Raw genomic sequence first — 20,554 nt, forward strand, 5'->3', positions numbered from 1 at the left:
AAAGCAGTTAGCAGCAGGGTTTGGTGGTGGCCTTCTTCGGTGCCAGCTGGTCCAGGCAGCGCAGGAAGTCTCCCAGGCAGTCGCAGGCCAGCCGATAATAAATGTTCAGCCCGCGCTTGTCAGACACCAGCACCCCGGCCTGGCGCATCATGCTCAGGTGCTTGGAGACCGTGGACATGTCCGCGCCCACCAGGTCCTTCAGGTCGCACACGCACATCTCCCCATCCATCAGCGCCTCGGCGATCAGCAGCCGGGAAGGGTGCGCCAGCGCCTTGATCACGGCCGCTCGTTTGCTGGAGACTGTCTTGCTTGCAGGCATGGTTAAGTTGGTTATTTGGCTAAATAACCAAATAGTAGGTGCCCCGCAAGCCCTTTCTGCCAAAGCATGTTTGCAGCTCGCTGCTCTGGAAGGTGGGGACGCGCTGTGCACGTCCCTGAAATCATTCTTCCCATCGCAGTCTGCCACCTCAGCGCGCTCCCCCTTTCCAAAAGACCCCCCTGCGCCCACGTCCCGCCACAGCATCCCCTCTAATGCCCGACCGCAGGCCGCCCGCAGGATCTGCACCTTGATCTTCTCCCGCACATTGTTCAGCCACGCATCGTAAAAATCCGCCGACTGCTTCCACTTCTCCGCGGCCGGCTTGCTCAGCAGCCGCTCCTTGAGTTTGGCATGCAGCTCATCGGCCAGCCTGTGCTGCTGCGCCTCCTCCGGGGCCCCGGCTTTTTTCAAAATGAAGAGCGTATGCAGCTTCACCTGCCGTTCCGGTGTCACGTTGTTCTTCTCCATCTGCCGGGAGATCTCCTCCTCCGTCGGCGCGGGCGCCATCCCACGGATCTTCTGCTTCATGCGTATGGCGACGAGGCTCTTTTCACTCGCCATGCGGTACTCCTCCAGCGTGTAGTCTTCCTTGGGCTTGTCGCCACGTGGCACCCTCAGCGCGGCGTCTGCGTCACCGCCTCCACCGGCACGATCCAAAACACCTGCTCAGCGGCTTCGCCACCCGCCTGCGCCATCACGAGCTTCATCAGCTTCGGCTTCACGCCGGGACTCTTCTCCGTCCAAAACGGTGCCCACTGCTGCGTCGCAGGCTGCAGCACGCTCCATTCACACTGCGTCAGTTCATCAAACAGCACCACGCTGATCTCCCGTTCCGCAGACTGGCTGCTCAGCATCAGCCGCACCCCACCCCCGGGTTTCCCCTGCGTGAACAAAGCTACTTTGCAGTCCGGTGTCTCATCAAAGGGGGAGCGCACATGCTCCAGCTCCAGCCGCGTCAGGTATTGCCCATGCTCCTCCGTGGTGCTCACATTCAGCAGCGCCGTGGCGGGCAGTTCGGCCAGCAGATGCTCGCAAAACGTGGTAAAAGCCTGCATGCGCGCGTCACGCCGCTCCGCCCGGCGTACATCATCCGCCAGCAGCAGCGTGCCCTGCGCCAGCGAGTAAACCGCGCCCAGCACCAGCGCGGTGATCGCCAGCACGATGATCACCTCCAGCAGGGTGAATGCCTTGGCTCGGGATGTCTGGCGCAGAACTTTCATCAGCGGAAAAGCGGCGGATACGCCCAGGTTTCAGCGCTGGCCTGCTGCGGTGTTTTTCCTTCCTTCCACGCCGCGGTCACGCGCACTTCAAACAATCCCTCTACCAGCTGACCATCGCGATTCTTCAGCTCCAGCGGCGCGTGCGTCACGGTGTAGGTCACATCACCCTCCTGCAGCTTCACTTCTTCAATAAGATCTGGCATGCGCGTGTGTTCCACCAGCAGCGACCGCATGCGTTCCTGCACCGCCGCCTCATGGCGGCGCAGCAGGGTGTGCTCGCCCAGTTGATGCACCGCCTCCACCAGCGCCACCACGGCCATGCTGAACACCATCAGCGCCAGCAGCGTTTCCAGCAGGGTGAACCCACGCCGTGTCTTCACAGGCTTTCCTCCAGTTCCTGAAACCCGGCGGTCAGCGGGTCCAGTGTCGCACTGACCCAGTTTGCACCGTTTTGCCAGCGCAGTGTCAACGGTTCACAAAGACCGCCTGGACGCAGCATCAAATGCTGATCTCTGGTGGAAACAAACACCCCGCTGCCCGCATGCCGCACGGTGAGCTTCGCCTTCTGGCTCAGGGTGCTCAAGTCCACCCGCTGAGGTTGCACGGTGGTGAGCGTGCGTGTCATGGCCTGCATCAAGGTGCGTTCGGCGTCATGAGCCACCTTCAACAGTTCATGCTCCTGCGTGAGATTCTGCACCGCGCCTGCACCCAAGCCGATGACCAGAGACGCGATGGCGAGCACCACGATCATCTCCAGCAGGGTGAAGGCGGCTGCAGTGCGGTGCTTCATGGTGCTACCAGTTGCCCACATCGTCCTCAGTGTTCTCCAAGCCGTCCGCACCAAGGGAGAGCACGTCATAACCGCGATCGTTGTGCTTGCCGGGGTTGCGATACACCATCTTGCGCCCCCAGGGGTCGGTGATGCCGTCGGGCTTGAGGAGTTGGGTCCAGCGCTTGGGCTTGGGCTCGGCGGTGGGGCGGGTGACGAGGGCGTCGAGTCCTTGCTCTTGAGTGGGGTAGGTGAGATTGCTCATCTTGTAGGAGGTCAGGACGGTTTCCAGGGACTTGACCTTGGCTCCCGCGGTGACGTGCTCGGCATCGCCCTGGACGCCCTGCACCATGAAGGCCACGGTGCCGAGAATGAGTGCAATGATGAGCAAAACGACCATCATTTCGAGCAGGGTGAAGCCATTTTTGGAAGAGGTGCGGAGGTGTTTCATGAGGCGGGTTGGGGTGGAGAATGGGGAGTGGGTTGGGGCAGGTCTGGGGGAATGGGGGGCGCTGACCGACAGACAGGAGTGTCTGTCGTACCTATGAGTTAATGACGAAGCTGGCCGAGGGTGGAGAAGACGATGTTCACCATGGTGTAAACAAGGGTCCCGACGAGGGCGGCCATGATGAGGAGGAGGCAGGGCTGGATGAGGGCGGTGACGCGCTCGATGGTGCGTGTGAGCTGCGTGTCCATGCGCGTGGCTGCCTTGCCCAGCACTTCGGCGAGGTGGCCGGTGTCTTCGCCGATGCGAATGACGTCGATGGCCTGGGAGTCGAGGGCCTGCGTTTTTTTCATCGCATGACTCAAAGATGCGCCTTCTTGCACCAATGCTTCCGCTTGAGTGAGGGAATGCTTGAGGTGCAGGTTGGTGACGGCACGGCGCACGAGTTCCAGGGCATGCAGCAAGGGCACACCGCCGCGCAATAAGCTGCCGAGGGTTTCAAAAAACTGCAGCTCAAAGCGCGCGCGGGTGATGTCGCGGATGCCGGGCATGCGGATCATGAAGCGATGCCAGCCGGACTGGAAGCCGGGCGTTTTGCGCAGGGCAAAGAGCAGCATGATGATGCAACCCAGTGCAAGGGCGAGCAGCCACCAGTAATTGCGCAGCACGTCGGAGAGGCTGAGGCTGACCTTGATCATGAAGGGCGGCTCTTTGCCGGAGCCGGTGAGCAATGAGGCGAGTTTTGGCAAAAGGTAGGTGACCATGACCAATGCGAGCGCTCCGCCGGCACTGATGAGAAAGGCTGGGTAAATGAGCGCACCGACGACCTTGGCGTGGACGGACTCCATGAGGCGAAGGTGGCGGGCCTGGCGGTCCATGATGTCATCGAGCGCGCCGCTGTTTTCACCGGCGGCGATCATGTTGCAGTAGAGTTCGTCGAAGGCGGGCGAGGCCTGGCGCAATGCGGCAGAGAGTGGCACGCCGTCGCGTACGAGGGCACGGACGCGCGTGGCGAGGGTGCCGAGTTTGGAGGCGCTGCGGTTTTCCATGGCTTGCAGGGCTTGCTCGACCTGCAGGCCGGAGGCGAGGAGGTCGCCCATGTCTTCGGTGAAACGGATGACGTCGGTCTTGGAAAGGGAGAGGACGGAATCGCTCTTTGTTGTGTCGGATTTCGCAATTTCGGCGGTTTGGGACTGGATGGAGCGGGCCTGCAATCCGCGCCGGGATAATTGGCGGAGGGCATCGCCGCGATCCATGGCTTCGATGGAGCCGGATTTGACGGAGCCGTCGGCGGCGAGGGCTTGAAAGGCGAAGATCATTCGAGTTCTTCGCTGGTGACGCGGGCGACCTCTTCGAGGGTGGTGATGCCTTCGAGGGCTTTTTGCAGGCCGTAGTCGCGCATGGGGACGAAGCCGTCTTTGCGGGCCTGGGTTTGAAGGTCGGACTCGGAGGCGCGCTGGGAGACGAGGGCCTGCATGGCGGGGGTCATGAGGGCGATCTCATACAAGGCGACTCGACCTGAATAGCCGGTGCTGCGACACTGCTGACAGCCGCCGGGGGTGGCGCGGTAGAGCGAATTGCTTTTTTTGATTTCGGGGAAGCCGAGTTTGGTGAGTTCGTCGCGGGTGTAGTTGGCGGGTTCTTTGCAGGAGGCACACAAGCAGCGGACGAGGCGCTGGGCGATGAAGGCGCGGACGGCGGTGCCGACGAGGAAGGGCTTGACGCCCATTTCGATGAGACGGGTGATGCCGGCGACGGCGTCGTTGGTGTGGAGGGTGGAAAAGACGAGGTGGCCGGTGAGGGAGGCGCGGACGGCGATCTCGGCGGTTTCGAGGTCGCGGATTTCGCCAACCATGACGACATTGGGGTCACCCCGCAAAATGCTGCGCAGGCCGGAGGCGAAGGTGAGGCCGATTTCGTTTTTGACGGGTATTTGAACGATGCCGGGGAGCTTGTTTTCGACGGGGTCTTCGATGGTGACGATGCGGCGGTGGACGCTGTTGAGCTGGGTGAGGAAGGTGTAGAGGGTGGTGGATTTGCCGGAGCCGGTGGGGCCGGTGACGAGGACGATGCCGTTGGGCTTTGCGAGGAGGAGCTCGATCTTTTCGCGGTGCTCGGTGCTGAGGCCGAGGCGGTCGAGGGTGAAGCGTTCCTGGCCGAGGAGGCGGAGGCTGATGGATTCGCCTTCGACGCTGGGGATGCAGGCGACGCGGACGTCGATGGACTGGCCGTCGGCTTTGAGATTGATGCGGCCGTCCTGGGGGAGGCGCTTTTCGGCGATGTCGAGTTTGCTCATCACCTTGATGCGGGCGATGACGGAGGCCTGGAGGGATTTGATGTTTTCGGGGACGGGGATTTCGTGGAGGAAGCCGTCGATGCGGTAGCGGATGCGGAGGGAGTCGGGCTGGGGCTCGACATGGATGTCGGTGGCTTTTTGGGCGAGGGCTTCGCGGATGATCTGGTTGACGAATTTGACGACGGAGGCGTCCTGGTCTTCGTCGCTGTCGATGACGTTGGCTTCGTCGCGGAGGTGGTGGTCGTCGGTGCTGCCGCCGCCTGCGGCGATGAGGGCGTCAAAGGTGTCTGCACCGACGCCGTAGAGCTGCTGGATGGAGCTGAGGAGTTCGGTGCGGGGGGTGAGGCACCACTCGACGGGGAGCTCTGACTGGCGGGCGACGGCCTGGCGTGCGAGGAGGTCGCAGGGGTCGTGGCAGGCGAGTTTGAGGGTGCGTTTTTGAGGTGTGGGAGAATCTGCTACGTTATGGTGGGACGTGGTGGTGGTGCGACCGTGGCCGAAGCCGAGGGGGAGGAGCTGGTGGCGGACGGCGAAGCGTGCGGGGATGAGGCGCTTGAGTTCGGGGGCGTCGGCGGGTTCGGGGCGCGGGGTTTCGAGCCAGGGCCAGCCGAGGGTGTCGGCGAGGTGACGTGAGAGGAGGCGTTCGTCGGCAGCGCCGCTTTCAACGAGGGCGAGGACGGGGGAGATGCCGCCTGCAGCGGCGGTGCTGAGGGCGGCCTGGATGTCGGTGTCCATGACTCCGGCGGCGCGGGCGCTTGAATGGAGGATGGAGTTCATGGGGCGGATGGGGAGGGGAGAGGTGGCCGCAAAAAGACGACAAGAGGGGCAAAAAAAGGAGGGAATGGAGAGGGCGGAGGGGTAGCCGAAAAAAAGGAAAGAGAGGGAAAGAGGGGATGAGGTGGGTGACGGATTTGTGACCGTGGCGGGCGTTTGTGGGAGGGAAGCCGGGGTGGGGCGCGTGGGGGAGCGGGTTATTGTGAAGATTTCGTTGCTTTCAGAGGGAGGGATGGCCGCAATCCGTTCTTCGCTCTGCGAGCTACGAAGGACTGGGATGGGAAAATGGGGCGCTGTTTTTTGGCAAAGGAATGATGGAGCAAGGGAATGGCCGGAGATTGGAGAAGCAGAGGGGGAGACGATCAGACAATCAGATGTGTAGGCTGGGGAGATGCTGAGGTGTGGAGGAAATGGCATGGATGGGGCGTTTACTTACTTGTTGTTGGGGATTTTTTGGTTAGCCTGTGGGTTCTTATGAGCACGATCTGGGCATTTGATTTGGGGAAGGGGAGCATTGGGGAGGCGGTTTGGAATGTGGATGAGAAGCGGTTTGAGCATGTGGCTTCGCTGCTGATTCCGGCGGAATTTGCCTCGACGAAAGAGGCGGCGAGCCGTCGGCGGATGATGCGGACACGGCAGGCGCACAAGGCGCGGGAGGCGTGGCTGGATGAGGTGTGGAAGGGCGCAGGCCTAGAGCCACTGGTGGGACGGCGTGTGGGAAAGGTGGATGAGGCCGGAAATTGGATTCCGGAAGACGAATGGGAACGACGCAAGGGTAAATGGAAACTCCGCCACGGTGGTGACGAAAAGCTTGAGCGAGAGTTTCCCCAGAAAGGGGATAAGACCTGTTACACATCCTGCCTTCTGCGGATCAAGCTGCTGCGCGGTGAGAGACTGGAACAGTGGCAGATCTACAAGGCGCTGCATTCCGCGATTCAGAAGCGGGGGTATGGACGTGTGCCATGGGCGGCGCGGGATATTGGCAAGAATGAGCTTACCGAAGAGGAACTGGAAAGTGAACTCGCCAAACAGGAGCGGGAGCTTGCAAAGAAGGACCCGCATTACCGCGAGGCCATTGAAGCCTGGGATTGCTTCAAAAAAGAGGTTCCAGACGAGCGGTATCACTATCCCTGCTACTATGACGCGCAAAAGCAGAAGCTTTGGGAGCCGGGACCGCCGGAGGTCTTTCGGGATCGTGTGGACTGCTCTGCAGACAGCACGCGCAATGTGCGCTTTGCCCGCGAAGATGTAGAAAAGGAAGTGGCTGAACTGGCACGTAAGGCCGCTGCCCAGTTGCCTGGTCTTGCCGCAGCTTTTAAGCTTTGGAAAAAAGCGGGCTGGGTGGTGCGGCGCGAGTCACCACGTCCAGACAAGCATTTCACGGTGCATGCGGCGGACATCGGTGAGTTCTTTGTCCACGGGCCGGCTGGCCAAGCATCGGCGGAGGCATTGAAGGACTTTAAGCAGTACCTGTCATTTCGGAAGAAGGCCAACATTCATCCAGGCAGTGATGACGACTGGCTGGGGGCCACAGGGCAGAAGACGCCCCGCTTTGACAACCGCATCGTCAATGACTGCGCCTTGCTGGACGGCATGCAGGTCTGCAAGGTTGGGGCGCGTTTGGATGCAAAGACCGGTGCTCCGTATCCGGACTCGCTACTGCCTACGGAAGTGACTTTTTTGATGAAGCTCAAAAACATCCGCGTTGCTGGTGATGGCGGAGGCCAGCGCCCGCTTACAGTGGACGAATTGCGCATCGTTTATGAATGGGCCCGGGCCAAGGTGAAGGTGGTCAAATCGCATGCAAAAAAATGGGCAGAAAAGGTGACGAAATGCTACGCGGTGACCGCAGAGAATTGGGGTTCGGAAAAGACGATCAAGAGGCTTGGGCTTCGCCCTTTGCCTGGCCATGAACTGGTCAAGCCACCCAAGCTCGAAGGCCGCAGTCGTTTCAGCCGCCCTGCGTTGAAGCTCATCCGCGCGCTGATTCTGGGTGGGCAGCAACCTAGCGTTTTCCTATCCCGCCTGGAGCAGAGTGATCCGGCGTTGCTGGATGCAATTGGAATGGAAGTCTTCGCCGTAGATCCTGTGCAGATGGTGAATGGCAGAAGGCAAAAATTCTCGTGCCCGCGGCCCTACGTGCTGCTCAGCCAGTTGAAATTTCTGCGTGATCTGGTTCGCACCAATGACACTTGGGAGGGCATCTACCTGCCAGAACAGCGCATGGATTCTCTGACTGCAAAGCATGCGGATGCAGACGGTCAGGTGGATGCCGACAAAGCCATCCGTGAACTCATCGGTGCCAATACCGACCCCATCGTGAGGCACCGGCTCTCTGTGTTTGACTCTCGTTTGGTGGACCTTCGGGAAAAGCATGGTGAGCCAGATTCCATAGCTTTGGAGTTTGTACGCACAGACTTCATGGGAGAGCAGGCGAAGCGTGATCTGGCCAAGTTTCAGAAGGACCGTGAGAAGGTACGTGCGGAGGCCAAGGAGCGTACGCGCGAGCTGGAGATCGACACCAAGTCGGCTCCCATGATGTATGAGCTGTGGACTTCCCAGGGGTTTGACTGCCTCTACTGCGGGCAGAGGATTTCCACGGGTGAGTTTGACTCGTGCGAGGTGGATCACATCGTGCCACGCAGCAGAAACGGCCCTGACTCGATGCTGAACTACGTTCTGGCGCATCGGGAATGCAATTCCATGTACGGCGGCAAAGGCGACAAGATACCCTTTGAATGGTTGCATAAAACGGAGAGATGGGACGCCTATGTGAACCGTGTGAATGAGCATGCCACCAAGCTGCGCAACAAGAAGGTTCAACTACTCCTGCGCGAGGATGCACCCCAGTTGGTGGAGCGTTACACCGCGCTCGTGGAGACAGCCTGGGTTTCTCGGCTGGCCAAAAAGATTGTTGATCTGCGTTTCGGCTGGAAGAACAGCAATGACGGGGATGGAGACAAGCGGGTCACTGTTGTTTCCGGCGGCCTTACCGGACGCATCCGGCGCAAGTTCAAGCTCAACAGCATTCTCAATCCTACAGCAGAAAATGAAGAGGAAGCCGAAAAGAAAAATCGAGGCGACCACCGTCACCATGCATTGGATGCCATGGTCATCTCATTCCTTCCTGACTGGATGCGTGACGAGAAGAAACAAAGTTTTTTTCGCTTTCCCGTACCTGTCGAGAAAGATCCACGCGGCTTCTTTTTGCGCGAAATCGAACGGGTCACGCCAAAAACCATTGCCTATCAGAAAGCCGTCCTAGCCGATACGACTTATGCTTCCCGATGGAGAGGGGACGAAAAAGAAGCACGAGTTATTGTCCAGCGAACGTCGCTCGAAGGTCTAGCTATGCAGCCTGTGGCACAGAATAAGAAGGAATTTAGCTTGGACTATCTGCGCAAGCAGATAGCAGACGTTCGAGACAAAGTGATTCGCGCCGATTTAAACAAGTTTGTTCAGAATAACCCGTCTGAAGGGATGTGGAAACAATTTTGCGTGGAATACCGCAAGGCTAAAAAAGATGGAAGCCCGGGGCCGCGTGTTGCGCAGGTCACTGTGCTGAGCGGCTTGCCTTCTGAATACCACGAGATGTCCAAAGATGGCTCTGGAGCTTGGCGAAGAGGCGGAGATAATCATCAAGGGCAGATTATTTATCGTGATCCTGCGGGGGTGGCCAAAGTTCAGCCCATATACGCGCATGCATCCATCACCCGAGAAATGCATCGACTAAAAGAAAGTGGCTGCTCTATCCGTGGCTTTTTCCAATCTGGCTGTCTTGTTGAAACCGTAAAAAATATTTCTGCTGCAGATTACAACAGGGTCATCAGAAATGAAAAAGACCAAAACCGAAGGGTGGCGGCTGAAAAAGATCTGCCGCCTTGCCGTATGATTTTAAGAAGCATTAGGACTAACAAATCCATGATCGAGTTGACTCTTGCTAACAACACCCGGGTTGTTGGCAAAGTGGATACTTGGATGTCCGCAGGGTTGTGCCGGGTGAATTAAGAACGAAAAGATATGAGCTATCACATCCTGCACGTCTTCCAGCATGGAGCCATGCTGGGCAAGGAACGCGGATTCATCACCTGCAAGGGGGCGGATGATGTGCAGCCGAGGCGGATGCCGCTGGAGGATCTGCGGGCGGTGGTGATCGCGGCGCGAGGGGTGATGATGAGCTCGAATTTTATTTCGAGCGTGGTGGAGGGGGACGGGATCATCCTGCACTGCAATGAGAGCTACCAGCCCTGCGGGGTGACGGCGCCGCTGGCGCGGGTGATTGATGCGAAGGCATTCATGAACCAGTGTGCGCGGCCACGGCGGCTGAATGAGAAGCTGTGGACGCGGATGCTGCGGGGCAAGACGGTGAACCAGACGAAGGTGCTGGACCGGTGGGACATCCGCAGCGCGCATCTGGAGCGGGCGATGGAGCAGAGGGACATCGATGAGGGGAACTGTGCGAAGCGCTACTGGCAGCTTTATTTTCCGAGCATCGGCTGGAGTGCGACGAGCCGGGACCGGAAGGAGAACACGGCTCCGAACCAGATGCTGAACTATGGCTACACGGTGCTGGCGGCGCTGTGCCATAGATCGCTGATCGTGCATGGGCTGACACCGAGCCTGGGGGTGCACCATACGACGCGGTACCAGAGTGATCCGCTGGTGTATGACCTGATGGAGGCGTTCAGGCCGCTGGTGGACTGCCTGCTTGCGGAGTTCATGACGGAGCCGGAGCCGACGATGCGGCTGTGGAGCAAGAAGGTGGGGACGGAACTGCGAGAGCGCCGCGTGCAGCACGAACGCTATTCGCTGAAACTGATGGACGCGATCGATGCGAGTGCATCGAGCCTGACGCGGAGCTATGCGGCGATGGACGCGGAGGCGTTCTGGGTGCCGGAGCTGACGTGACGAAACGTTTTGCGCTGCCACGTCCGCGGGAGCAGCCCCACAGAATTGCAGGCAAGAGTGCCTGCATCACTTGGGAAGAACTGAATGAAACAAAGCCCTTTCAGAATGGGATGGATTCTTGTCATGTTTGACCTGCCGGTGCTCACGGAGCGTGAGCGCAAGGAGGCGACGCGGTTTCGCAACAACCTGCTGGATGAGGGCTACCTCATGATTCAGTTTTCCGTGTATGCGCGGCCGTGTGTGAGCCATGAACATCTGGAAAAGCACATGGCGAAGGTTCAGGCTTTTGTGCCGGAGGCGGGGAACGTGCGCCTGATGTTCATGACGGATGAACAGTGGAAGAAGAGCGTGACGGTGATGGGCAAGAACTACCGGCAGGGAAAGCGGGCGGTTGATCCTGATATTCCCAAGCAGATCGAGTTCTGGGAATGAGGCGGGCCGAGTTTACTTAGCCGTGGCGTGGCTGGAGGAAAAAGAAGCACCCATCGGACGTGCCAGGCAGAGGTCCGATGGGTGTGATCCGGATAAGACGCTACCCCGGTGAGAAATGCGGTTCTGATCAATTTAAATGAAATACAGGGCGGATTATTAACGAACCGAGAGGGACCCATTGATCCTAATATAGCCAACCTCTGCAGAGGGTGAAGTCAAAACCGGAGGCGCTCATACTCTACAGCGTCAGCATTATAGCCAGCCTCACCGGGGTGAAGTCAAACTTACGCTCAGACTGCTCAGCAGCGCCAGTATTATAGCCAGCCTCACCGGGGGTGAAGTCAAAACTGTCGTTCAGTCCATCTGCGCGGACAGAGGAGTATAGCCAGCCTCACGGGGTAGAAGTCAAAACGAAAACCTTACTGCTGATCCTGAGTTGTCCATTATAGCCAGCCTCACCGGGGGTGAAGTCAAAACTCAATCTGCGCCCAGCTCACGGCGGCGCCGGAGTATAGCCAGCCTCACCGGGGGGTGAAGTCAAAACCTTTGGAAATGCGTTCTCATTCTCCCCAAATTGCATAGCCAGCCTGCCAGGGGTGAAGTCAAAACCGCTCATTGATGGACTCCAATTTACGCACCAATTCTCGCTAACCTCACCGGGGTGATAAAGCACTTCAGCTCAGGCATTGCAACTCCCGGCACGGCATTATAGCCAGCCTGCCAGGGGTGAAGTCCAAAACTTGTATTCGGCCTCTGCCTTCCGCCAGACTGATTATAATAGCCTCACCCGGGGGTGAAGTCAAAGCATTCAGCCTCTGCCTTCATGGACAGAATTATAGCCAGCCTCACCCAGGGGGTGATCAAGCTGTGCAAATAATCGGTGCACGATTCCTCATTATAGCCAGCCTCACCGGGGGGTGAAGTCAAAACATCGCGCAGATCAGTATTGGCCTTGGCCTATTATGTCGCCCTCACCAGGGGTGAAGTCAAAGCCACGGATTTCTCTCCAGACGCTGGATGATATTATAGCCAGCCTCACCGGGGGGTGAAGTCAAAACATGTCGTGGCGAGGATCGAGCGCGGCGATGATTATAGCCAGCCTCACCGGGGGGTGAAGTCAAAACTGGAGGGCAGGAAGCCCCAGAGGAGCCAAGGTGTCAGCAGCCTCACCCGGGGGGTAGAAGTCAAAACCCGCAGTTTCTCAGCCAGGCTGGAGTGATGTTATAGCCAGCCTCTTGAGGGGAGTGAAGTCAAAACATGCAGTGGCGAGGATCAGGCACTGATGATTATAGCCAGCCTCTGCCAGGGGTGGGGGTCAGCTTGGAGGGCCAGGAGGCCCCGGAGGAGGACTGAATTATAGCCAACCTCACAGGGGTGGAGAGTCGAAGCCAGACCCAATATATTTATTTCCTCTCTCGTATTATAGCCAGCCTCACCAGAGGGGTGAAGTCAAAACCGGATGAACTGCTTGGCCAGGCCTTCGTCCATTACCTGCAGCCAACTCACGGTGAAGTCAACCGCCACCGGTGGAAGACGCTGAATTATAGCCAGCCTCACCGGGGGGTGAAGTCAAAACCACCGCAGCAGGTTCAGACACCTGCGCATTATAGCCAGCCTCACCGGGGTGAAGTCAAAACCGCATCTTCTTGTGGGCATCAGGGCTGCGTCATTATAGCCAGCCTCACCGGGGGGTGAAGTCAAAACATAGGCAAGATCTTCCAGCAGGGCCATCTCATTATAGCCAGCCTCACCGGGGGGTGAAGTCAAAACCGCGGGGTCTTTCCGGTGAAGGGTTGGCGTATTATAGCCAGCCTCACCGGGGGGTGAAGTCAAAACCTTAAACACGAGATTCCCACCGCGCGGCGGATTATAGCCAGCCTCACCGGGGGGTGAAGTCAAAACTTGAAAGCGCTGGTGATCGTCAGCGGCACAATTATAGCCAGCCTCACCGGGGGGTGAAGTCAAAACACACCCTCAAACAGCCGCGCAAACTTCGTGATTATAGCCAGCCTCACCGGGGGGTGAAGTCAAAACCAAAGAAATCCACAGGTCCGCAGGTTTCACATTATAGCCAGCCTCACCGGGGGGTGAAGTCAAAACGCGGCGGAGTCCGCCGCCTTTCTCCTGTCGATTATAGCCAGCCTCACCGGGGGGTGAAGTCAAAACCTTCGCATTGGCGAGGCAGTCGGCCACATAATTATAGCCAGCCTCACCGGGGGGGCGATGGCGAAAAACTGAAGGCTATAAGGCAAGAGCGGCAAGGACTTGGGAGAGGTGCTCAGCAGGCTTCACCTTCTCCAAGATGGTCGTGATGCTCCCATCCACGCTGATGATGAAGGTGGTGCGCTCGGTGCCGAGGTACTTTTTGCCGTAGAGGGATTTTTCGACCCAGACGCCGTAGAGATTGACGATGTGGTGGTCTTCGTCGGCGATGAGGGGGAAGGGGAGGGTGTATTTTTCGATGAACTTGGCGTGGCGCTTGATGGGGTCGGTGCTGATGCCGAAGAGGTGGGCTTTTTTTGTGATCTGGGACCAGGAGTCGCGGAGGGCGCAGGCCTGGGTGGTGCAGCCGGGGGTGTCGTCTTTGGGGTAGAAGTAGAGGACGATTTTTTGGCCGCGAAGTGAGCTGAGGGTGAGGGTGGTTTCAGACTTGTAAGTGCCGCCGATGACGGGGGCGGTGAAGTCAGGGGCGAGGGTGTGGAGGGCGGGGCGGGGCATGGGGCGGAGGGGAAGTTGGCGGTGGTTTTCGTGGCGGAGTTGGGGGACGCTTGGTGGCTGGTTTGGAAGAGGTGTGGGCGTGGCGGGGCGGATGGGATCAGGATGATCCCACTCCTGCCGGAGGCGGTAGGCACTTGCGGAGCGGGAGGATCTGGCCCGTTCTTCGCTGATGCTACGAAGGGCGGGATGAGTTTGAGGAGGAGGACTAGGAAGATGAGGCGGAGCCTCCTTCGCTAACAAAGCCCAAGGGGGGAGGGATTAGTTGAAGCCGAGGGTGTGGAGGAGGGTCTGGATGAGGGAGTAGAAGAGCCAGGTGTAAACGGCCCAGGCGGTGATGATGAAGCCGAGGACCATGAGGATGAGCATGAGGATGCCGGCGTAGTAGCGGAGGGTGCTGCGCTGGACTTTGTCTTTGTGACCGGCCTGCCAGGCGAGGAGGAGCTTCAAATTGCGGGTGTTGGATTTGAAGAAGACGGAGGCGAGGGCTCCGGCGCCGGGGATGAGGCCGATGAGGAAATTGATGCCCATGTTGAGGGCCATGCGGAGGAAGACGGGGATGGTGATGCCGGAGCGGAGGGCATCGAGCAGGATGATGACGCCTGCGCCGGAGGCGACGGTATCGCCGACGCCGGGGATGAGGGCGAGGATGGGATCGAGTCCGAAGCGGATGTTGGTGCCGGGGACGCGGAGGAGCTCGTCGAGGTATTTGGAGAGGATGCGGGCGGCGGCGTTGCCGGCGGGGTCTTTGCTGGCGGCGAGCTTTGCGGCGATGGGATTGATCTCCGGCGGGGTGGGCGGGAGCACGGCGTCGACTTTGAGGTCACGGGCGGGCGCTGGCATGGGAGGGGATACGCTGTGGGTGGGGTGGGGGCAACGGAGGAATGACGAATGACGAATGACGAATGACGAATGACGAATGACGAATGGGGAGTGATGGAGTGATGGAGTGATGGAGTGATGGAGTGATGGAGTGATGGAGTGATGGAGTGATGGAGTGGGCTGGGGTTTGCGACGCTGAGGCGTGGCGGGATGCGGTGCAGACGCTGCTGGTGCCCGGCGCGGTGTGGCGGGGGCTTGGGTTTGCTTTCCCGGATGGGCGGGCGGGTACCTAGGGCGGCGCTCGATGAGGCTTCCTCCTTCGCTCTGCGAGCTTCGGAGGACAGGCTGCTTTGCCCTAGGCTGCGATAGGCCGCCCCTTGGGGGCTGGGGGAGATGGGGGCGTGGTGTGGGGAAGTGGGGAGTGCGGAAGCTTCAGGGACGTGCGGTCCGGAGCCGACAGGATTTCGGCGCTCTCTGTGCGGAGGGACTGCATGCTGGGTGGCGGGAAATATAGCGTTTTCCAAAACTGATTTCCGGGAAGCGGCGCATGGAGACGCTCGGCGGCGGCTTGAGGACAAGCCGCCCTACCTCGCGCTGGGCGCTCGCATGCTCGGCGCTGGTAGGCGGCTGGCTGTCCTCATCCAGCCGCCGTCGACGTGTCCTGCGTAGCTCGACGCAGGAGAGCGAAGAAGGAAGCCCATGATCATCGATCAAGAAACAGCCTGCTAAACGGAAAGGAGTTTTGCGAATGGCTATAAAAATCCCCTTCCTCCGGCGGGCGGTGGAAGGGGATGGCTTTGATGAAGCGGTGGCCGGGGTGGGCTGCTTAGCTCTTGCTGGGGAGATCGACGAGCATCTGGGCGTTGCTCGGATACCGCTCCAGCAGCGAGATGACGCGCTGGATGGCTTCGACGGGCTTGTGGCCGGCGAGGCCGCGGCGGAGCATGTGGATTTTGTCGAGCTGGAAGGTCTGCAGGAGGAGCTCTTCGCGGCGGGTGCCGGATTTGAAGATGTTGACGGCAGGATAGGTGAACTGCTCGGCGATCTTGCGATCGAGGACGAGCTCCATGTTGCCGGTGCCTTTGAACTCCTGGAAGATGAGGTCGTCCATGCGGGTGCCGGTTTCCACCAAGGCGGTGCCGAGGATGGTGAGGGAGCCGGCGGTGCGGGTATTGCGCGCGGCGGCGAAGAGACGGCGGGGGATTTCGAGGGCGCCGACGCCGACGCCACCGCTCATGACGGCACCGGATTTGGCGGTGTTGTTGAAGGCGCGGGCCATGCGGGTGAGGGAGTCCATGAGCATGAAGACGTGCTCTCCGCATTCGACGAGGCGCTTGGCGCGCTCGATGGCGAAGGTGCAGATGCGGGTGTGGCTCTTGACGTCCTGGTCGTTGTTGCTGGCGTAGATTTCGGCCTGGGGGAGGATGCGCTTGAACTCGGTGACTTCTTCGGGGCGCTCGTCCACGAGGAGGATCATGAGGTGGGTGCCGGGATGATTGGTGACGACGGCCTCTGCGATGTGCTGGAGGATGGTGGTCTTGCCGGCGCGGGGTGCGGCGACGATGAGGCCGCGCTGGCCACGGCCGACGGGGGTCATCATGTCGATGACGCGGGTGGTGAGGCGGTCCTTGGTGGTCTCAAGCTGGTAGCGCTTGTTGGGATTGACGGCCTTGAGTTCTTCGAAGAGGGGGAGATCCCGCATGGCGAGGGGATTGCGGCCATTGACCTCGGTGACTTCGGTGATCTGGGGGCCGCGTGCGCCTTTGCACTGGACGCCGACGATCTGCATGCCTTCGCGGAGGCCGTATTTGCGGACGAACTCGGGGGCGATGAAGGCGTCCTGGGGATTCTGGGCGAAGGAGAGCTCGCGGCGGCGGAGGAAGCCGTAGCCTTTGGGGGACATTTCGAGAATGCCATTGGCGGGCTCCGGGGGGCCGAGGGGTTTTTCGGGCTCGGGCTCGTAGTTGCGGCCGCCCTGGGGGGCGCTGTCGCGATCGCGATCACGATTGTTGTCGCGGTCGCGGTTGCCGCCGTTGTCGCGGTCGCGATTGTTGCCGCCGTCGCGATTGGCGTTGGGATTGGGGGTGTAGGGGACGCCGGCGCGGCGCTGGGCATCGCGCTCGGCACGGCGCTGCTTCCAGCGTTCGAACTTGGCTTTGCGGCGCTCTTTGGCGGTCATGGGGCGCGGCTGGCCGTTTTCGCCGATGACGGTGTAGCGGGGGAGGCCATTGGGCTCGGTGCCGGAGTTGGCGCCGCCTTCGGCTTCGTCATCGCCTTCGGAGTCTTCGGCGCTTTCGGGATTGGCGGCGGGTGCAGCAGGGGCTGGGGCAGTGGCTTGCGGGGCCTGTGCAGGAGCGGGGGCTGCTTCCTGGACGATGGCGGCGGGTGCGGCTTCGACGGGGGCGGGCGCTGGGGCTGCGACTGCGGGGATGTCCAGATTGAGCTCGGGAGCTTCGGCGGCGGCGGCCTTTTTCTTGGCGGTCTTGCGTGCAGGGGCTTTGGCCTTGGGCTTGGCTGCGGCGGGGGCTTCCTGTTCTGCGATGACGACGGGGGCGGCTGCTTCGACCACGGGCTCGGCGGCGGGTGCGGCTTTGGCCTTGGCTTTCGCTTTGGAGGCTTTCTTTGCAGCGGGTGGCGCGGCTTCTTCTGCGGCGGTGGCGAGTTCCACTGCGGGCTCGGCCTTGGCTTTGGCGGCGACTTTTTTGACGGCTGCTTTTTTGGCCGGGGCTTTGCGCTTGGTTTTAGGAGCTTCGAGCTCGGCGGTGGATTCGTCAGACATAAACAGGAAAGGGGAGGGGATTAATCGAGCTGATCGGCAATGGCGTCGTCGATTTCAAAATTGGCGTGGATGTGCTGCGCGTCGTCGTAGTCGTCGAGGATGTCGTAGAGACGGATCAGGGATTTCGCGGTGTCCACATCGCTGATGGTGACGGTGGTCTGCGGCTGATAGATGAGCTTCTGCGAGGTGGAGGTGAGGCCTTTTTCGCGGAGGGCGGAGTTGACCTGGAAGAGCTGATCTGTGGCGGTGTAGACGATCCATTCGTCGCCGTCTTCCTGGATGTCTTCGGCGCCGGCATCGAGGGCGATCTCCATGATCTGGTCTTCGGTGGCGGCGGTTTTGTCGAGCCGGATCTCGCCGCGGCGTGCGAACATGTAGGCGACGCTGCCGGAGTCTGCGAAGGTGCCTTGGTTTTTGCCGAGGAGGACGCGGATGTCGTTGGCGCTGCGGTTGCGGTTGTCGGTGACGATTTCGATCATCATGGCGACGCCGCCGGGGGCGTAGGCTTCGTAGAGGATTTCTTCGATCTGCGCGCCGCCGAGTTCGCCGGTGCCTTTTTTGATGGCGCGGTCGATGTTGTCATTGGGCATGTTGGCGGCGCGTGCGGCGAGGACGGCGCTGCGCAGGCGTGCATTCATGTCAATGTTGCCACCGCCGTGCTTGGCGGCGAGGGTGATTTCCTTCGACAGCTTGCTGAAGGCATTGCCGCGCTTGGCGTCCGTGATGGCTTTGCCGCGCTTGATTTTGGACCATTTATTGTGGCCTGCCATAGTGAAGAGCGATGTCTGTGGGAATGCAGCGAACGGGTGCGGCCATGACGATGACGGCGGCCTTCCGTGCGGTGTGGTTTGGGGGAATGTAGGAGGGGGGGAGCGGCCTTGCCGCGGTGAGACTCTGCAGGAATGACGGCTACGCAGCGAGTGCGGAGTCGCGTTTCATCAGCGCGAGGGCCGGGGAAACTTCGGCAATCCTGCCGGGAACAACACCAAGTGTTCACCAGATTGAGAGAATCTGGAACGGCGTGAAGTGTGTGGGATGCGGGGCGAGGATGCAAGGGTTTTTTTAAGGGGGATGAAAAAGCGGGGATACGGAGGGATGGCCGCAAAAAGGCGCAAAAAAGGAAAAAGGGCTGAGGAGATGCTGGGTGAAGGGGGGGGCTGAGGCGGATGTGAACTTGAAATGGGAGGGGAATGCGGGGCGGCTGGTATGTGGTTTGCTGGGGTGTGGCTGGCTGCTGGTGGGGGTGCGCGGGTTGTGAAAGCCGTGGGGAATTTTTGTCAAGAATTTGCATCCTGACCCCATTTTGGGGCCTGGCGGTGGCGCGGGTTTGAACAGGAACATGGGCAGCCCATGTGACCGGTTCGAGGACCCCCGTTTTACGCGGGATGAGCGGCCAGCTGGAAGAGCCGATGTGGTAGATGATCATAACGATCGTGGGACACTGCGCGCTGTGCGGAGTGTGTCCTCATCTGGAAGGGTGACAACCGGAAAACCGTCATGATCCAGCGGCAAATGAGACGTCAAAGATGCGAAGTCATCGGGTGTGATACGGCGGAAATACTCCCGATAGCCTCTGAGTGGGTCGTCCAAGGCTATCCAATAGCCGCGATCTGAGTTGTTCCCGGATGATGGTGGCCCGCTGCTTGCGCTGCCAGACGGCAGAGTGGCCGACCGAAGTGATGAAGTCCCTCCCCGCCTCACAATTCTGTTTCCAAGGGACTCCTCAACGTAGTTTTGTGAAATCATGAAACTGCGTTTCTTGATGGTTGCAACTATCGTGAAGCCCAAAGCCTTGCTCAGAATCTCGACGGCTTTGGGAGGAAACCGGGTCTTCAAATAAGCGCAGGTGGCATCCTTGTCCGAAATGAAATAGTCGCCCGTGGGGCCACTCCAGGGTTCTGGGTGGTCAGCAAGGCCTAGCCAGTGGAGAATCAGGCGAGCGAATCGGGGCATGGCACGCGACTGGTTGGGGGAACTGCTTGAGGAGGAACAATGCTGTGTCATTCGACAATGACATCAAGGTGATGTTTTTTTTGCCGGATGAATGGGGTCAGTCTGCAAATAATTGACAAACCGCAGGGCTGTCATTGGGCGGGGGATTCGGCGTGATCGAGGAAGTGGAGGAGTTCCTTGGGGGCTTGGGCGCGGACTTTTTTGCGGTCGAGGCGGCGGAGCTGCTGGCTGACGTTGGCGGCGGATTTTCATGGCGAGCTTTCGGCGAGCCATTCCTGGGTGACGGTGGTGGCGCCAGAGGAGGTCGGCGAGGAGGAGCTTGCGGGGATCGGAGCCTGTGAGGCGGGTGACTTCGGCGGGCTTGAGGCTGGCTGCTTTCAGGCCTTGCCTGAGCCAGGCTTCGGCCTGCTGCTGGCTGTGGGAGGTGACGTGGGGATTGCTGCGGTAGCTGCGGGATTTGGGGGCGCGGTTTGTGATGGCGGCGTCGGCGAGCTTGCGCATGGCGTCGCCAAAGGCCTGGGTGCCCCAGAACCAGCCGCGGCGGAGGTGGCTGCTGCGGGCGTCGGCTTCCTCGGGGAGCGGGGGGACGCCGCAGGTGGCGAGTTCTTCGGTGAGGGCGCGGCGGTCGAGGCGCTTGATCATCTGGCGGCGGCCGGCGGCGTTGTCTTCGAGATTGAAGGCGCGGAGTCCGCTGGCGGCAGCGAGCCACTTGGGGCGTTCTTTGGGCGGGAGGGCGTAGCCGCCGGCGAGGCTGCTCCAGCGATAGTCGAGCACGCTTTTGCCGGATGCGGGGCGGATGAGTTTGGCGCGGACGGGGTTGAGGTGGATGTAGTCGAGGAGAGTCTGATAGTGATAGGGATCCGTGCCTTCGACGATGACGGCTTTGTAGCGGTCGCCAAAGAGGCGGCCCCATTTGCTGTGGCGGACGTTGTAGCGGCGGGTGAGGGTGTTTTGCAGCCACGACATACCGGCGACGAGGTTGGGCTCCGGGGTCTGGAGGAAGAGGTGGTAGTGATTGCCCATGAGCACCCAGGCGTGGACGCGCCAGCCGGTCATCTCGCAGGCCTGGGAGAGGGTGTGGAGGAAGAAGCGGCGGTCGGCGTCGTCATGGAAGATGGCTTC

At 60.2% G+C, this 20,554-nt stretch carries 15 protein-coding genes and 1 CRISPR repeat array; of the genes, 3 read left to right on the top strand and 12 right to left on the bottom strand.

Annotation, left to right across the window (positions count from 1 at the left end; genetic code table 11):
- Positions 1–7: 7 nt before the first annotated feature.
- The 7 genes from ACILSL_RS13600 to ACILSL_RS13630 all read right to left on the bottom strand — a co-directional run bounded on the left by ACILSL_RS13600 (position 8) and on the right by ACILSL_RS13630 (position 5,826).
- Positions 8–976 carry an ArsR/SmtB family transcription factor gene (locus tag ACILSL_RS13600; RefSeq protein WP_395732586.1) on the bottom strand — a complete coding sequence of 323 codons (969 nt, stop codon included), beginning with the start codon at positions 974–976 and terminating at the stop codon, positions 8–10.
- The gene (locus ACILSL_RS13605) at positions 934–1,539 is read right to left on the bottom strand and encodes a type II secretion system protein (RefSeq protein ID WP_395732587.1); all 606 of its coding nucleotides are present in this window, start codon (positions 1,537–1,539) and stop codon (positions 934–936) included. Before ACILSL_RS13605 ends, ACILSL_RS13600 begins: the two co-directional genes overlap by 43 nt.
- Positions 1,539–1,919: a type II secretion system protein gene (locus ACILSL_RS13610; RefSeq protein WP_395732588.1), complete on the bottom strand. Its 381-nt coding sequence runs from the start codon at positions 1,917–1,919 to the stop codon at positions 1,539–1,541. The genes ACILSL_RS13605 and ACILSL_RS13610 overlap by 1 nt, the downstream gene beginning before the upstream one ends.
- Positions 1,916–2,329 carry a type II secretion system protein gene (locus ACILSL_RS13615; protein WP_395732589.1) on the bottom strand — a complete coding sequence of 138 codons (414 nt, stop codon included), beginning with the start codon at positions 2,327–2,329 and terminating at the stop codon, positions 1,916–1,918. Before ACILSL_RS13615 ends, ACILSL_RS13610 begins: the two co-directional genes overlap by 4 nt.
- Positions 2,330–2,333: 4 nt before the next feature.
- The gene (gene gspG, locus ACILSL_RS13620; RefSeq protein WP_395732590.1) at positions 2,334–2,759 is read right to left on the bottom strand and encodes a type II secretion system major pseudopilin GspG; all 426 of its coding nucleotides are present in this window, start codon (positions 2,757–2,759) and stop codon (positions 2,334–2,336) included.
- A 98-nt stretch (positions 2,760–2,857) separates the two neighbouring features.
- Entirely contained in the window at positions 2,858–4,072 is a 1,215-nt protein-coding gene (locus ACILSL_RS13625; RefSeq protein ID WP_395732591.1) for a type II secretion system F family protein, read from the bottom strand.
- On the bottom strand, positions 4,069–5,826 hold the full coding sequence (locus ACILSL_RS13630) for a GspE/PulE family protein (RefSeq protein ID WP_395732592.1): 1,758 nt from the start codon (positions 5,824–5,826) through the stop codon (positions 4,069–4,071). The genes ACILSL_RS13625 and ACILSL_RS13630 overlap by 4 nt, the downstream gene beginning before the upstream one ends.
- Positions 5,827–6,297: 471 nt before the next feature.
- Between ACILSL_RS13630 and cas9 the strand changes: the two genes are divergently transcribed.
- From cas9 to cas2, 3 genes are all read left to right on the top strand, one after another.
- Positions 6,298–9,831, top strand: a complete 3,534-nt coding sequence (gene cas9 / locus ACILSL_RS13635; protein WP_395732593.1) for a type II CRISPR RNA-guided endonuclease Cas9 — start codon at positions 6,298–6,300, stop codon at positions 9,829–9,831.
- Positions 9,832–9,843: 12 nt separating this feature from the next.
- Positions 9,844–10,731 (top strand): type II CRISPR-associated endonuclease Cas1, encoded by an 888-nt coding sequence (gene cas1 / locus ACILSL_RS13640; RefSeq protein WP_395732594.1) that lies wholly within the window; start codon positions 9,844–9,846, stop codon positions 10,729–10,731.
- Between the two features lie 105 nt (positions 10,732–10,836).
- Complete coding sequence (cas2, locus tag ACILSL_RS13645; RefSeq protein ID WP_395732595.1) at positions 10,837–11,163, top strand: CRISPR-associated endonuclease Cas2; 327 nt, start codon at positions 10,837–10,839, stop codon at positions 11,161–11,163.
- A 1,668-nt stretch (positions 11,164–12,831) separates the two neighbouring features.
- Positions 12,832–13,329: direct repeats of the CRISPR family, unit length 36 nt; unit sequence ATTATAGCCAGCCTCACCGGGGGGTGAAGTCAAAAC.
- 75 nt (positions 13,330–13,404) lie between these two features.
- Here the strand turns inward: cas2 and bcp are convergent.
- The 5 genes from bcp to ACILSL_RS13670 all read right to left on the bottom strand — a co-directional run.
- Positions 13,405–13,881, bottom strand: a complete 477-nt coding sequence (gene bcp, locus ACILSL_RS13650; RefSeq protein ID WP_395732596.1) for a thioredoxin-dependent thiol peroxidase — start codon at positions 13,879–13,881, stop codon at positions 13,405–13,407.
- Positions 13,882–14,139: 258 nt separating this feature from the next.
- Entirely contained in the window at positions 14,140–14,721 is a 582-nt protein-coding gene (locus tag ACILSL_RS13655; RefSeq protein ID WP_395732597.1) for a DUF4112 domain-containing protein, read from the bottom strand.
- 805 nt (positions 14,722–15,526) lie between these two features.
- Complete coding sequence (gene rho, locus ACILSL_RS13660) at positions 15,527–17,479, bottom strand: transcription termination factor Rho (protein ID WP_395732598.1); 1,953 nt, start codon at positions 17,477–17,479, stop codon at positions 15,527–15,529.
- A gap of 20 nt (positions 17,480–17,499) precedes the next feature.
- Complete coding sequence (locus ACILSL_RS13665; RefSeq protein WP_395732599.1) at positions 17,500–18,249, bottom strand: YebC/PmpR family DNA-binding transcriptional regulator; 750 nt, start codon at positions 18,247–18,249, stop codon at positions 17,500–17,502.
- A 1,246-nt stretch (positions 18,250–19,495) separates the two neighbouring features.
- The coding region (locus ACILSL_RS13670; protein WP_395732600.1) for a transposase at positions 19,496–20,554 on the bottom strand (1,059 nt) is incomplete at its 5' end.

Source organism: Prosthecobacter sp. (assembly GCF_044222345.1).
Lineage (GTDB): Bacteria > Verrucomicrobiota > Verrucomicrobiia > Verrucomicrobiales > Verrucomicrobiaceae > Prosthecobacter.

Coding starts and splice junctions, on each gene's coding strand:
- ACILSL_RS13605 (WP_395732587.1), bottom strand. CDS start 1,539: ATGAAAGTTCTGCGCCAGACATCCCGAGCCAAGGCATTCACCCTGCTG.
- ACILSL_RS13615 (WP_395732589.1), bottom strand. CDS start 2,329: ATGAAGCACCGCACTGCAGCCGCCTTCACCCTGCTGGAGATGATCGTG.
- gspG (WP_395732590.1), bottom strand. CDS start 2,759: ATGAAACACCTCCGCACCTCTTCCAAAAATGGCTTCACCCTGCTCGAA.
- ACILSL_RS13625 (WP_395732591.1), bottom strand. CDS start 4,072: ATGATCTTCGCCTTTCAAGCCCTCGCCGCCGACGGCTCCGTCAAATCC.
- ACILSL_RS13630 (WP_395732592.1), bottom strand. CDS start 5,826: ATGAACTCCATCCTCCATTCAAGCGCCCGCGCCGCCGGAGTCATGGAC.
- cas9 (WP_395732593.1), top strand. CDS start 6,298: ATGAGCACGATCTGGGCATTTGATTTGGGGAAGGGGAGCATTGGGGAG.
- cas1 (WP_395732594.1), top strand. CDS start 9,844: ATGAGCTATCACATCCTGCACGTCTTCCAGCATGGAGCCATGCTGGGC.
- cas2 (WP_395732595.1), top strand. CDS start 10,837: ATGGGATGGATTCTTGTCATGTTTGACCTGCCGGTGCTCACGGAGCGT.
- bcp (WP_395732596.1), bottom strand. CDS start 13,881: ATGCCCCGCCCCGCCCTCCACACCCTCGCCCCTGACTTCACCGCCCCC.
- ACILSL_RS13655 (WP_395732597.1), bottom strand. CDS start 14,721: ATGCCAGCGCCCGCCCGTGACCTCAAAGTCGACGCCGTGCTCCCGCCC.
- rho (WP_395732598.1), bottom strand. CDS start 17,479: ATGTCTGACGAATCCACCGCCGAGCTCGAAGCTCCTAAAACCAAGCGC.
- ACILSL_RS13665 (WP_395732599.1), bottom strand. CDS start 18,249: ATGGCAGGCCACAATAAATGGTCCAAAATCAAGCGCGGCAAAGCCATC.